The sequence below is a fragment of the Pseudomonas sp. D1-36 genome (assembly GCF_051132205.1).
GTDB lineage: Bacteria > Pseudomonadota > Gammaproteobacteria > Pseudomonadales > Pseudomonadaceae > Aquipseudomonas.
On the sequence record NZ_CP071674.1, the window covers coordinates 921,908 to 935,384 of the forward strand.

General features: G+C 59.0%; 8 protein-coding genes. 5 read left to right on the top strand and 3 right to left on the bottom strand.

The window, feature by feature from the left end; genetic code table 11:
• Nucleotides 1-190: 190 nt before the first annotated feature.
• Nucleotides 191-1,732 carry an alkaline phosphatase D family protein gene (locus tag J3P76_RS04105; protein WP_434607818.1) on the top strand — a complete coding sequence of 514 codons (1,542 nt, stop codon included), beginning with the start codon at nt 191-193 and terminating at the stop codon, nt 1,730-1,732.
• A 135-nt stretch (nt 1,733-1,867) separates the two neighbouring features.
• On the opposite strand, the gene J3P76_RS04110 is transcribed toward J3P76_RS04105, so the two are convergent.
• Entirely contained in the window at nt 1,868-4,393 is a 2,526-nt protein-coding gene (locus J3P76_RS04110; RefSeq protein ID WP_434607816.1) for a PepSY domain-containing protein, read from the bottom strand.
• Nucleotides 4,394-4,609: 216 nt separating this feature from the next.
• Nucleotides 4,610-6,928, bottom strand: coding sequence for a TonB-dependent receptor (locus tag J3P76_RS04115; RefSeq protein WP_434607813.1), 2,319 nt, complete (start codon nt 6,926-6,928; stop codon nt 4,610-4,612).
• Nucleotides 6,929-7,135: 207 nt separating this feature from the next.
• Between J3P76_RS04115 and J3P76_RS04120 the strand changes: the two genes are divergently transcribed.
• From J3P76_RS04120 to J3P76_RS04135, 4 genes are all read left to right on the top strand, one after another.
• Nucleotides 7,136-7,816, top strand: a complete 681-nt coding sequence (locus J3P76_RS04120) for a Fe2+-dependent dioxygenase (RefSeq protein ID WP_434560693.1) — start codon at nt 7,136-7,138, stop codon at nt 7,814-7,816.
• Between the two features lie 57 nt (nt 7,817-7,873).
• Nucleotides 7,874-8,584, top strand: a complete 711-nt coding sequence (locus J3P76_RS04125; protein WP_434628600.1) for a tetratricopeptide repeat protein — start codon at nt 7,874-7,876, stop codon at nt 8,582-8,584.
• 257 nt (nt 8,585-8,841) lie between these two features.
• Nucleotides 8,842-11,073 (top strand): alpha-xenorhabdolysin family binary toxin subunit A, encoded by a 2,232-nt coding sequence (locus tag J3P76_RS04130; RefSeq protein ID WP_434607810.1) that lies wholly within the window; start codon nt 8,842-8,844, stop codon nt 11,071-11,073.
• A gap of 89 nt (nt 11,074-11,162) precedes the next feature.
• Complete coding sequence (locus J3P76_RS04135; protein ID WP_434627866.1) at nt 11,163-12,041, top strand: hypothetical protein; 879 nt, start codon at nt 11,163-11,165, stop codon at nt 12,039-12,041.
• A 42-nt stretch (nt 12,042-12,083) separates the two neighbouring features.
• On the opposite strand, the gene J3P76_RS04140 is transcribed toward J3P76_RS04135, so the two are convergent.
• Nucleotides 12,084-13,247: a type III PLP-dependent enzyme gene (locus J3P76_RS04140; protein ID WP_420765555.1), complete on the bottom strand. Its 1,164-nt coding sequence runs from the start codon at nt 13,245-13,247 to the stop codon at nt 12,084-12,086.
• Between the last annotated feature and the right edge of the window lie 230 nt (nt 13,248-13,477).

Sequence of the window (13,477 nt, forward strand, 5' to 3'; positions counted from 1 at the left end):
TGAGACAGTAACTTTCCCCTTGTGGGAGCGAGCCTGCTCGCGAATGCGGTGTGTCAGTCGATGAGTTTGTTGTCTGACACACCGCTTCGCGAGCAGGCTCGCTCCCACAAAGGTCATTGATGTCCGTAAAATCCCTGTCACACCCACTTCACACAGCCATGCTTAAGTTTTCCCATTTGGGGAGAACACCATGAGCGAATTCGACCTGGGCCGCCGCCGTGTGATGCAAGTCGTTGGCGCGGGCTTGTTGCTGCCCGGGCTGGCCCCGGCCGTGATCGCTTCGGTCAAGGACCGGCCCGTGTTGACCGAAGGTGTGCAGTCGGGCGACTTGCAAGGTGATCGCGCGATGATCTGGAGCCGCAGTGACCGCCCGGCGAGGATGGTGGTGGAGTGGGACACCCGCAGTCAGTTCCCCAACCCCCGGCGCTTCGTCTCGGCGCTGGCCGATAGCCGCAGCGATTTCACCGCTCGGGTCGAGCTCACCGGCTTGCCACCCGACCAGGCGATTTTCTACCGCGTGCATTTCCAAGACGCCCAGAGCGGTGTGGCCAGCGAGCCGTGGCTCGGCCACCTGCGCAGCGTGCCGCAGTTCAAGCGCAACATCCGTTTTGTCTGGAGCGGCGACACCGTCGGCCAGGGTTTTGGTATCAATCCGGACATCGGCGGCATGCGCATCTATGACGCCATGCGCCTGCGCCTGCCGGATTTCTTCATCCACAGCGGCGACACCATCTATGCCGACGGCCCGGTGCCGGCGCAGATCACCACAGAGGGCGGGCGCATCTGGCGCAACCTGACCACCGAAGCCAAGAGCAAGGTCGCCGAGACCCTGGATGAATATCGCGGTAACTACCGCTACAACCTGATGGATGATAACGTCCGCCGTTTCAACGCCGAAGTGCCGCAGATCTGGCAGTGGGACGATCACGAAGTGGTCAACAACTGGTCGCCGGGCAAGCAACTGGACGAGCGCTACCAGACCAAGGATATCCACAGCCTGGTCGGTCGTGCGCGACAGGCCTGGTTGGAATACGCGCCGATGCGCCTGCAGAAGGCCGATGGGGGAGGGCGCATCTACCGCAAGCTCGGTTACGGGCCGATGCTGGATGTGTTTGTGCTGGACATGCGCAGCTATCGACAAGCCAATGACGCGAACCTCGGTGCGGCCAAACCGTTCCTCGGGCGGGAGCAGTTGGACTGGCTCAAGCGCGAATTGAAGCAATCCGGTGCCCAGTGGAAAGTCATCGCTGCTGACATGCCCATCGGCCTGGGCGTGCCGGATGGCGAGGTCAGCCCCGGCGTTGCGCGTTGGGAAGCGGTCGCCAACGGTGACCCGGGCGAGGCCCAGGGGCGCGAAGTCGAGATCGCCGAATTGCTCGGTTATCTGCGCAAGCATCAGGTGCGCAACTACGTCTGGCTCACCGCCGATGTCCACTATTGCGCCGCCCACCACTACCACCCCGAACACGCCGCGTTTCAGGATTTCGAACCCTTCTGGGAGTTCGTCGCCGGCCCATTGAACGCCGGCAGCTTCGGGCCCAATCCCTTGGACAAGACCTTCGGCCCTGAAGTGGTGTTCCAGAAAGCCCCTCCGGCCCAGAACACCTCGCCGTTTGCCGGCTATCAGTTCTTTGGCGAGGTGGACATCGACGGGCAGAGCGGGGAGATGAGCGTGGTGCTGCGGGACCTGGAAGGCGTGGCGGTGTTCGAGAAGAAGTTGCAGCCGGTGTGATCAGAGGCCACTACAGACCCCATGTGGGAGCGAGCCTGCTCGCGAAAGCGGTGTGCCAGGCAACACTTGTGCAAACTGACACACCGCTTTCGCGAGCAGGCTCGCTCCCACAGGGTTGATGTTGGGTGACCAGGATCAGTACACATCCCGCCGATACCGCCCTTGCTCGATCAGCTTCTCCACTTCCTCACGCCCCAGCACCAGGTTGAGCACGTGATCCACCCCTGACGCCATGCCTTGCAGGCTGCCGCAGACATAGATCACCGCGCCGTCGGCCAGCCATTGCTTGAGCAATGCCGCCGATTCCAGCAGGCGATTCTGGACGTAGATTTTCTTGTCCTGGTCTCGGGAGAAGGCCAGGTCCAGTCGCTCCAGGTCGCCGGAGGTGACCCATTCCTGAAGCTCATCGCGACAATGGAAATCGTGTTCGCGGTTGCGTTCGCCAAACAGCAGCCAGTTGCGTTGCATGCCCTCGGCAACACGGGCCTTGAGCAAACTGCGCAGGCCGGCCAGGCCGGTTCCGTTGCCCAGCAGGATCATCGGTACGCCTTGGGGTGGCAGATGAAAGCTGCTGTTGCGTCTTACCCGCAAGCTGATTGGGCTGCCCAGCGGCGCATGTTCGGTCAGCCAGCCGGAGCCGACGCCCAGGCTGCCATCGGCGCGGCGCTCCTGGCGCACGATCAGTTCCAGCACGCCATCGGCGGGGATCGATGCGATGGAGTATTCGCGCATGCCCAGCGGTGCCAACGCCTCCACCAGTGCCTGGGCGTGCAGGCCGACCAAGTGGGCGCGGTTTTCCGGCAACTGGCGTGTCGCCAGGGCTTGTTCGAGTGTCTGCTGCAAGCCGTCGACGTGTACCCGAGCAATACCGGCGATGCCCAGCCCATCGAGGAAATGTTCAATGGCCCATGGATCATTGCGCGGCAGGATTTCCACCAGGTCACCGGCCAGCCAACTGCTCGGCCCCGGTGCGGTGAGGCCCAGCAGGTATACGCCAGACCCGCAGCTGTCGGGGTTGAGCAGGGTGCGTTGGTTCAACGTCCAATGCTCGAAACTCGGCGCCTGCCAGGCGTCCGCCGGGGCCTGGCCGGTGAGTTCCGCCAGCTGTTGTTGCCAGTGGCGCAAGGCGTAAGGATCGCCGCTGTCCACTTCCACCGGCGCGAACAGTGTCTTGCCGCCGTGTTCCGCCAGCCAGGCATGCAGGCGGCGGGCGAAGCCGCAGAAGTTTTCATATTGGCGGTCGCCCAGGCCCAGCACCGAATATTGCAAGCGTTCCAGGCTCAGCGGCTGGCCCAACACCTTGCGCTCGAAACCCCGGACACTGTCGGGGCCTTCGCCATCGCCAAAGGTACTGACCACGAACAAGGCGCGAGTGGAGCTGTTCAAATCCTGCTCGCTGACGCCGGCCAATGGCCGGACCTTCACCGGCAGGCCGGCGGCCTGGAGCTGGCCGGCGGTCTGCCAGGCCAGTTGCTCGGCGAAACCGCTCTGGCTGGCGAAACCGATCAGCCACGCCGGGGCGTCACCAGGGGTTTGGGTCAGCGCCTGGCGGGCCTTTTGGACCTGGCGCTTCTTGCGTCGACGATCGAGATACAACAGCCAGCCAGTGATGAAAAACAGCGGCATGGCCAGCGCGGCGACGGTCACCAGGATCCGGCCGACCAGGCCGAAGTAGCTGCCGACATGGAGGGCGTAGATGCTGGTCAGCAATTGCGCCTTGAAGCTTTTGTCGCTGTAGCGGCTGTGACGGCTGACGACGCCGGTGGCCGGGTCGAGGATAAGCTGGTTCAGCGCCCGGTCATGGGGGGAGTTTTTCAGCAGGTAGAACACGGTCGCCGGTTGTCCCGCTACCGGCGGCATGCGCACGTTATAGGCGGACAGGTCGGGGCCGGCGGCGCTGTAGATGCTGCTCCACATGGCGCGGTAGTCGGCGATCGGCGCCGGGCCACCGGGTGCGGGGCCGCGCTTGCGCACGCGCTCATCCTTGGGCGAATCGGAAAGCAGGCGGGTTACGCCTTTGTTGTACCACTCGTAGGACCAGGTCAGCCCGGTCAAGGCGGCCAGCAGGTAGAACACCAGGCACCAGGTGCCCGCGACGGAGTGCAGGTCCCAATTGAAACTGCGGCCTTTTTTCGCCCAATCGAGGGTCAGCCAGGCGCGCCAGTTTTTCCATTGGCGCGGCCAGCGCAGGTAAAGCCCGGACAGGCAGAAAAACACCAGGATCAGCGTGCACGCGCCGGTGATCTGCCGGCCTACGTCGTCCAGGGTGAGGACGCGGTGCAGACGGAGCATCAGACCAAAGAAGTCCTGCCCCACCACATCCCCCATGAATTGCGCGTTGTAGGGATTGAAGTAGCGCATCGGGCCACGCTTTTCCCCGGGCGAGGCGGTGAAAACCGCCCGTGCGGCGTTGCCGCTGTCGGTCTCTACCCAGAGCATGCTGACGGTCTTGCCGGACGCGGCTTCGATCTGTTCCACCAGTTCGGCAGGCGGCAATATGCCGGCCGGTTGCTTTTCAACCGTCAGCACCTGTGGGTTCAGCGCGCGCAGGATCTCGTCCTGAAACGACACCAACGCACCGGTAATGCCCATCAATGCCAGGACCAGCCCGGCACTGATGCCAAAGAACCAGTGCAACTGGAACAGGGTTTTCTTCAACACGTCGCCCGCCTTGTTCGTTCAATACTGTTTGTCACGGCGTGCATTATGCCGTGTGTTATCGAGAACCATTCATAAACACACCTGAAAGCCCCGATCATTTGCATGAGCGGGGCTTTTTGCCCGGTGCCGGTCCGTGATGGCCGGGGGCTCAGTCCCGTGGGAGCGAGCTAGCCCCCACAAGTACATTGCCTGACCATCGGCATCGGGTTTTCGCCTTTAGAAGTGGAAGTTGGTACTCAACAACGCGGTACGCCCGGCCGCCTGGTTGGCGAAGTGGGTCGAGAAAGCCTTGTCGTAGTAAGTCTCGTCCGTCAGGTTCTGCACGTTGAGTTGCAGGTCCAGGTTTTTGCTGACCTTGTAGCTGGCCATGGCGTCGTAACGCACGTAGGAATCGACCATCGTAGTATTCGCCACGCTGCCAAATACATCGTCCACATAAAAGGCACCGCCACCGATGGTCAGCTTCGGCGTGAGGGCATAGGTGGTCCAGACGCTGGCGCTGTTCTTCGGTGTGTTGGGCAATTGATTGCCATCGGTAACACTCAACGGCCCGCCATCGACCTGTTCGCTGTCCAGGTAGCTATAGCCGGCGAACACTTGCCACTTTTCCGTGAGCTTGCCGCTGGCTGACAGTTCGAGGCCGTCGACGCGGGTCTTGCCGGCGTTTTCATAGGTGGTGGTGTCGACCTGGACCCGGGCGTTTTCCTTCTCGGTGCGGAAGATAGCGGCCGTCAGTGACAGGCGACTGTCGAGCAAGTCCCACTTGGTGCCGATTTCGTAGTTCTTGGTGGTTTCCGGCTCCATGTCGCTGGCGAGCAGGTTGCCGCTGCGGTCCGGCGTGCCACCCAGCGGGTTGCCTTCCTGACCTTCACCGACCGTGTTGCCCGGCGGCGTGGCCGAGGTGGCGTAGGACGCATAGATGCTGCCGTTGTCCGCCGGTTTCCAGACCAGGCCGAACTGGCCGGTAACGAACTCGCTGGTGTCATCACCCTTGGAAGTGGTGGTGCCGGCGGCATTGTAGGTTTTGTATTTCGTGTCGAAGTGGTCGTAACGCAAGCCCATGTTCACCAGCCATTGCGGTGACAGCTCCAAAGTGTCGAACACGTAAAGCGCACGGGTGACGCTGGTGGTGTCGGTGCCGGCGTAGTTGCGGGAAATCGCGCCGTTCCAGGGATCGTTCGGGTTTGGATTGGACAGCGACGTGCAGTTGTTCCCGCTTGGCGAGCCGACTGTCGCCGGGGTGCAGTTGGTGTTCGCGGCGGCGGTGCCCGGCACGGTGTCGGTGTTGACGTTGTAAGAGGATTTCTCGCCGGTTTCGCGGCTCAGTTCGATGCCTGTGGAGAAGCTGTTCTTGAATCCTGCGACGTAAAAATCGCCAAACAGATCGGTCTGGTTGGTGGTGGTGTCGACATTGCTGACGCGGGTGTTGGCCCGGCGCCAGACCGTACCATTGTTGACGTTGCCCTTGCTGTCGTCGGGCTGGGTCAGGATGTAGTCCTGCATGCTGGAGCCGTGGCGCAGGGTGTTCTTGACCGTCAGTGCATCGCTCAGGTCGTGCTCGATGGCGATGGTCGCCGTGTCGACGCGAGTCTTGCGGAAGTCGCGGTCGGTGAGGCCGTAGAAGTTACTGCTGTCGCCGCCGGCGTAGGGCTTGTCGGGGTTGGCCTTGGTGCGATCGGCCGTACGACCCGAGGCGGGCACGGTGTAGGGAATGCCCGAATCCGGCAGGTCGTTGCTTTCCAGGTGGTAGTAATCGAGGTTGACCCGGGTATCGGTGCCCAGGCCGAACGCCAGCGATGGCGCGACGCCCCAGCGGTCGTAGTTGACCTTGTCACGACCGGCGACGTTGCTTTCATGGCTCATCAGGTTGAGACGGCCGGCGGCGCTGTCGCTGAACTGGTAATTGCCGTCCAGTGTGTAGCGCTGGGTCTGGTCCGAACCCCAGGTGAAACCGCCGTCGAAGGAGTCGCCCAGATGCGCTTTCTTGCTCACCAGGTTGATGGTGCCGCCGGCGGCGCCACGGCCACCGATGGCGGAGTTGGGGCCCTTGCTGACCTCGATGGACTCGACCGCGAAGATCTCCCGGCTCTGGGAACCGGTGTCACGCACGTTATCCAGGTAAGTGTCGCCCTGGGCATCGAAGCCACGGATGAAGGGGCGGTCGCCCTGGGGGTTGCCGCCTTCACCCGCGCCGAAAGTAATGCCGGGCACGGTGCGCAGCGCGTCTTGCATGTTGAGCGCGCCGGTGTCCTTGAGCACTTGCTGGGGGATGACCGTCACCGAGCGTGGCGTGTCGACCAGCGGCGCGGTGTATTTCGAGGACGAGGCTTTCTCGACCTGATAGGACGTCGTGTCCTGGGCTTCGCCGGTGATACTGGTGGCATCCAGGGAAATGGCATTGCGCGGGGCTTTTTCTTCGGTATTTTCTGCCGCCTGGGCCATCTGCGCCACGGAGGTTGCACTGAGCGCGACGCCGATGGCGGAAGCCAGTAAACGAGGTGAATGGGCCGGTGATTGTAGTTGTTGACGCGACATGAACAGTGCCTTCCCCAAGGTTTGAGGCCGCGGAATATAGGGGAAACAGGTATTTGTATCAATTGCGAAATATTGCTATTTGAGAGGAATTTACATTCTTTACAATTTGCCCTTACGGTTTCCGTCGAGTGGTGCGTTGTGCGGGGTTGTGCACAGCCAATAAGAATCACTACCATTGGCGCCCCTCTATCCACAGGTCCGAATGCCATGTTGTTGCACATCCCCGGTGTGTTTAGCGCCGAAGAAGCGCAGCGTATTCGTGAAGCGCTGGAGCAGGCCGAATGGGAGGACGGCAAGGTCACCGCCGGTTATCAATCGGCCAAGGCCAAGCACAACCTGCAACTGCCCGAGGGCCATCCCCTGGCCAAGGAGATCGGCGCGGCCATGCTTGAACGGCTGTGGAAAAACCCGCTGTTCATGTCGGCGGCCCTGCCGCACAAGGTGTTCCCGCCATTGGTGAACTGTTACAGCGCTGGCGGCAGCTTCGATTTCCACATCGACAATGCCGTGCGCCAGCCCAAGGGCAGTGCCGAGCGGGTGCGCACCGACCTATCGGCGACGCTATTCTTCAGCGACCCGCAGGACTACGACGGCGGTGAGCTGGAAATCCAGGACACCTACGGCACCCAGCGGGTCAAGCTGCCGGCCGGCGACATGGTGTTGTATCCGGGGACCAGCCTGCACAAGGTCAACGCCGTCACCCGGGGCGCGCGCTACGCCTCGTTTTTCTGGACACAAAGCCTGGTGCGCGAAGACAGCCAGCGGGCACTGCTGTTCGAGATGGACGGCGCGATCCAGCAATTGACCCGGGACGTACCCGACCACCCTTCGTTGATCCGCCTGACCGGCACCTATCACAACCTGTTGCGCCGCTGGGTCGAGGTGTAAGTGGCGGATTTTCGTCTGCGCCGAGAAGAGGTGCTCGACGGCGAAAGCCTCAAAGCCATGCTCAAGGACAGCCCGGCGCGCGCGGCCCAAGCGATTCTCATCGCTGCTGGCGCTGGCGTGCTGGAGGCCCAGGCGCTGCTTGGGCAAATTCTGTTGGATGGGCAGGGCATCGAACAGGACAAACCCCTGGCCCTGCGCTGGTTCGACATCGCCGCCCAACGCGGGCACTTGATGGCGCGCAACATGCTGGGCCGTTGCCATGAGCATGGTTGGGGCTGTGTTGCCGATCCTGCAGTCGCTGCCGCCCATTATCGACAGGCCGCCGAGGCAGGGCTGGATTGGGCGATGTACAACTACGCCAACCTGTTGGCGACCGGGCGTGGGGTTACTGAAGATCAGCCGCAGGCGTTGGCCCTGTACCGCCGTGCCGCAGAATTGGGCCACGCCAAGTCAATGAACCTGCTGGGGCGTTATCTGGAGGACGGGCGCTGTTGCCCGGCGGATCCAGTTGCGGCGGCCGAGTGGTATCGGCGTTCGGCCGAAGCTGGAGATTTCCGAGGCCAGTTCAGCCATGCGGCGGTGCTGGCGCAAGAAGGTCGCATCGACGAGTCCCTGACTTGGCTGCGCGAGGCGCTGGCGGGTGGAAATGTGAGTTTCCTTCGCGTGAGCAGTGAGGCGTTGCGGGATGCTCTGCATCCGGAAGTTCGTGCCATGGCTTGTGCTTATCGGCAGCGGCTTTTTCAAATAACGGGCAGCAACAACTCATAACTAGGCCTGCCGCCAGCCCTATGTCTTTCAACAGTGTCGCTTTCCATAAACATATTTGGACCTTTTTAACTTTCAGGATTTGTCGGGTCGACAGTTTTGCGCTTTGGCGCGCTCGGCTGTTTTTTTTGTTAATACTTGAATCGTTGTCGGTGGTCATGGATCTGCTCTAGAGTCTTTTCGCGATCGGCTATTAATAAAGTAGGTATTTATGCGCGGTCGATGGCGGTAATCTATCAATTGAAGACAGGAAGTCTTTTATGGAATTCAAGTTGAGGAAAGAGGTGGTCGAGGCGGCCGCTAAAGCGCCCAAAGTTTTCGTCGAGGCGTCGCTTGGGGGGGGTGGTCAATATAACAGAGCGCCTGGGATACAATTAACCAAGGAACAGGTCATCAGCTTGAGACGGTATGAAATGTTGGGATTGTCGCTTCCTCAGCGGCTAACTGACGTGATTAGCTATTTGAACTATGGCGCCGGTGATGCGGGTCGCCCAGGGCTGACGCCCATGGATTTTTTGGGAACATTTACCACGACGTATGATCATGCTAGGCGTTGGTCACCGTTACGTGAAAAAATTCAACTGACCGGCGCTGACCTGCAAGGCTTTGCCCGTATTATCGTCGGGCGGGGAGCTGCGATCTCCGAAGTTTATGGTGATCTTAGATCGTCCAGGTATCTGGAAGAACACAACATAACTACCATTGAAGAATACCTGAAGCTGAAGGTTGAAATTCCGCACCTTCCTGATCTGGCGCTCCCATCGGGGGATATCCGGGAAATAAAGTTCTATCTCAACAGCATACTGGATGGGGTCAAGAGCCGTCATGTCTCCGCTGAAGCGGTCCGACGGGAGCTGGATAGTTTCGGGACCGACATGCGAGAAAAGGTATTGCCGAGAATTAAGTTGCGCTTGAAAGCTGTGACTGAAAACCCCTATGAAGACGAAATTCGGAGCATTCAGGAGGACATCGATCAACGTGCCGCTGAGATTGATGAACTCAACAACCAATACGATGCCATGGTCAAGGAAGCGATTGTTGCCGCAGCGACATTGAATGTCGGCGGTCTGATCATGGGTATTTACCAGGGCGTTCAGGCCGAGAACATACGCAAAAAGCGTAACGAACTGAAAAGCACCCAAGATACCGCTATCGCGAAATTGGGTAGCAAACATCAAACACTTTCTTCATTGAACCGGGTGCGGGGTGATCTTCAAAATCTCAGTGCGGTCACGATTGAAGCGGAAGTCGCTACGCAGAACCTTATGTTGGTCTGGAATTCGCTCAGCCAGTTCATTGAGGACTCTCTGAAGACAGTCGATGAGGTACACGATGCGGTGTCTCTGAGATCGTTCCATAATAGTCTCAAACTGGTGGTTGAACCTTGGGGCGAAGATATAGGCCCTACCGCGCGGGCGCTGAACGCGATTTTTGAAGAGGCTCAACGGGAAATTGATGCCGGTAATTTGATCAGGACAAGGAGCGTACAAATGTATTCGTTATCAAGTGGTGTGGATTATCCGCAAATCAATATCATGGCGTTGTATGGCTACAACTCGAATGTCCAGACTGCAAAGACGCAAACGCAGTTTCTCGCTGAACGGCATGATTACCTACCGGCCGTGGTGGGCAGAATGACGGGTTTGGCCACCGCTATTGACAGCCAGACGTTCAACCTTCGCAACACCGCACAGAGTGCGCTTCATATCCTGAATAGAACAAACGGACGGCTTGAAAGATATCAGGACGAACTTGAAGAGCCTGGCAGTGAGTCGGATAAGCAAGAGGTACGCTACGATATGGAGAAAGCGCTTCGAGCCACATCCGGAGAAATTAGCCAGCAGGTCGACAACCTCAAGCAGATCGAACTTAACCTGAGCGCCCGATACGACAGGGAAGCATCGAAACAATGGACGCTTGCATTGCTGCAAGACCGGACATTTGTAGAAGAGCAAAAAGATAAGGCCGAAGCCAAGCGTGTCGAGCTGCTTGAACAGGTCGCTTCGGTGTCCAATGCTATCGAGTTGATTGGAAGAAACGGCGTCGAAAAAATTGGCCAGGAAGCTCAGCTGACAGTGGAGAGTCTGATGGCAATGGGTATGGCACCTCCTCAGATGCAGGTGGCATTGTTGGCGATGGACACTTTGAAAAAAACGATCGCAGGTATAGGAGAAACCCTTTCCTACCTCAATATGGTTGCCGGGCGCGACAGGCTTCGTGACAGGGCTCATCAACTGATGATGGAGGCGGGAGACCGGCACAAGGAACTTTCTGAGGTCCAAGGGAAAATCGACTTGGTTGAGAGTCTGGATAGGTTGGACAGTGTTCGCTGGGACTACCTCAAGGAGTTTGGAAATGTCGTGGCTGCCTATGAGAAGTTTTCAAAGGCATTCGCGTGGGAAAGGTCGCGGCCCGTCGAAGAGAATGTCCGTAACGCGCGCGCGCTCATTCCTGGATTCACGCAATACTTACGACCCATTCTCCAGCCATGAAAAAGTCTGGCACCGCGTCGGCATGCGCCGATTGAATTAATGCTATAGGCGATGGCGGTCCGAGAGGCGGCCATCGCCAGGAACATCTCATGGATCGATATGGACATGATTTTACTGAGGGGCAGCGCAGGGCATTGGACCGTTATATTTCTTTCCTTGGCGGCTTGCGCTCGGTCTTTGACAGGATATCGGCAGTTCTTGAAAGGAGCCGCGTCAGCGGTCATCAGGCAGCGTCGCTTCCTAGGGATTCGCGATTAGACAACGCGTACTTCAACGGGCGGGCCCTTTCGGCATTAGGGGGGGATGTCAGTGATACCAAGGCGCTCGTCGATACTCATGTGGCTGAACTGAGGCTGTTCGCGGGAGAAGCGTTGGGTCTGGCAGAGAAAACCCCCAGGCAAACGCCACTTTCTGAAATTGACTACAGACGTTTCAGTCTTTCTCGTTCCGAACGTTGGAAACTAACGTCACCGAAGAATGTTGGGGATCTGGTCCATGAGCTTTACCTTCGTCTTGTTGACGTCAGAAGTGCCATCAGGCAACTCGACTTCAAGTTCGCCGGGATAAACCAGGACTCGTTTGGGGTGTACTCGATATTCACGAGGGCCATGGATCACCGAAGCTGCTATTGCCATGATCGACCGACGCTGGCGCAGGCACTGTTCCAGCAGGCCAGCACTTCACCGTCATGGGACCTGGGTTATTCCTCCACGGATGCGTCAATCAGGGCTACGGAGTACAAGGCTGATATTGCCGCCCTGTTCAATATTTTCAGTAACCTTAATTCCCAGATGGGGTTGCTTGCCCGAGCGTTATACCTGTCCATGGACGCTGCGATGCTAGAGGTCGAGCGAGCAAGTTATGCCGGCAATCTCAAAGAATTGAATTTTGGATTGGGCGCAGCCATTGAGACACTCGAGCAATGCACGACGATGCTGGATGACTTTCACAGGTGGCTATGCAGATAAAAAAGGTCCATGGTTTCCCATGGACCTTCTCATTCAGCCGTATTAAACGTAAAACGACTTCAACGGCGGAAACCCATTGAACTCCACCGCGCTGTAGCTGGTGGTATAGGCGCCGGTCGACAACCAATACAGGCGATCACCGATCGCCAGGTTAAGCGGCAAGCCGTACTTGTAGTTCTCATACATGATGTCGGCGCTGTCGCAGGTCGGGCCGGCGATCACTACTTCTTCCATCTCGCCTTTTTTCTCGGTCCAGATCGGGAACTTGATGGCTTCGTCCATGGTTTCGATCAGGCCGGAGAACTTGCCCACGTCCGTGTACACCCAGCGCTCGACGGCGGTACGGGACTTGCGCGCCACCAGCACCACTTCGCTGACCAGGATACCGGCGTTTGCAATCAACGAACGGCCCGGCTCCAGGATGATTTCCGGCAGGTCGTCACCGAAGTCTTCCTTGAGGAAACGGATGATTTCCTCGGCGTAGGTTTCCAGGCTGTTGGTACGAGTGATGTAGTTGGCCGGGAAGCCGCCGCCCATGTTGATCAGCTTCAAGACGATGCCGTCTTCTTCCTTCAGGCGCTCGAAGATCACCTTGACCTTGGCGATAGCCGCGTCCCAGACGCTGATGTCGCGCTGTTGCGAGCCAACGTGGAACGAGATGCCGTACGGCACCAGGCCCAGGTCGCGGGCGAGGATCAGCAGGTCCATGGCCATGTCGGTCTGGCAGCCGAACTTGCGCGACAATGGCCAGTCAGCGGTGGTCGAGCCTTCAGTGAGGATCCGCACATAGACCTTGGAGCCCGGCGCGGCCTTGGCGATGTTGCGCAGGTCGGCTTCGGAGTCAGTGGCGTACAGGCGCACGCCCTTGTCATAGAAGTAGCGGATGTCTCGGGATTTCTTGATGGTGTTGCCGTAGCTGATCTGCTCCGGGCCGACGCCACGGCTCAGGACCTTGTCCAGCTCGTAGATCGAGGCGATGTCGAAGTTCGAGCCTTTTTCCTTGAGCAGGTCGATGATTTCCACCGCCGGGTTGGCCTTGACGGCATAGTAGACCTTGGCGAATTCGAAACCGGCGCGCAGGTCGTCATAGGCCTGGGCGATCATCGCGGTGTCGATCACCACGAACGGGGTTTCCTGCTTGTCGGCGAACGCCTTCATTTTCTGAAAGGTTTCGCGCGCGAAATAATCTTCGACCTGGATCGACATACTTGGGACTCCTACTGGCAAACATCAGAATCAATGGGTTTGAGGGCAAGCTGCCCCCGCGAACGTCCTCCGTATCCCCACTTTGGTTCGCCTACTTCCCAAGGCATGTCGCCGAAAGCAAAAAGGCCATGGGACGCTTGATTCCCTTGGCCTTGCTGTCTCGTCGTCAGTACTTGAGCCGGATGGATCGTTTCCAGCATGGACGTTCGGCGCGAACTTTAGGGCGTGAG

Coding starts and splice junctions, on each gene's coding strand:
- J3P76_RS04130 (WP_434607810.1), top strand. CDS start 8,842: ATGGAATTCAAGTTGAGGAAAGAGGTGGTCGAGGCGGCCGCTAAAGCG.
- J3P76_RS04140 (WP_420765555.1), bottom strand. CDS start 13,247: ATGTCGATCCAGGTCGAAGATTATTTCGCGCGCGAAACCTTTCAGAAA.
- J3P76_RS04135 (WP_434627866.1), top strand. CDS start 11,163: ATGGATCGATATGGACATGATTTTACTGAGGGGCAGCGCAGGGCATTG.
- J3P76_RS04115 (WP_434607813.1), bottom strand. CDS start 6,928: ATGTCGCGTCAACAACTACAATCACCGGCCCATTCACCTCGTTTACTG.
- J3P76_RS04125 (WP_434628600.1), top strand. CDS start 7,874: ATGCTCAAGGACAGCCCGGCGCGCGCGGCCCAAGCGATTCTCATCGCT.
- J3P76_RS04120 (WP_434560693.1), top strand. CDS start 7,136: ATGTTGTTGCACATCCCCGGTGTGTTTAGCGCCGAAGAAGCGCAGCGT.
- J3P76_RS04105 (WP_434607818.1), top strand. CDS start 191: ATGAGCGAATTCGACCTGGGCCGCCGCCGTGTGATGCAAGTCGTTGGC.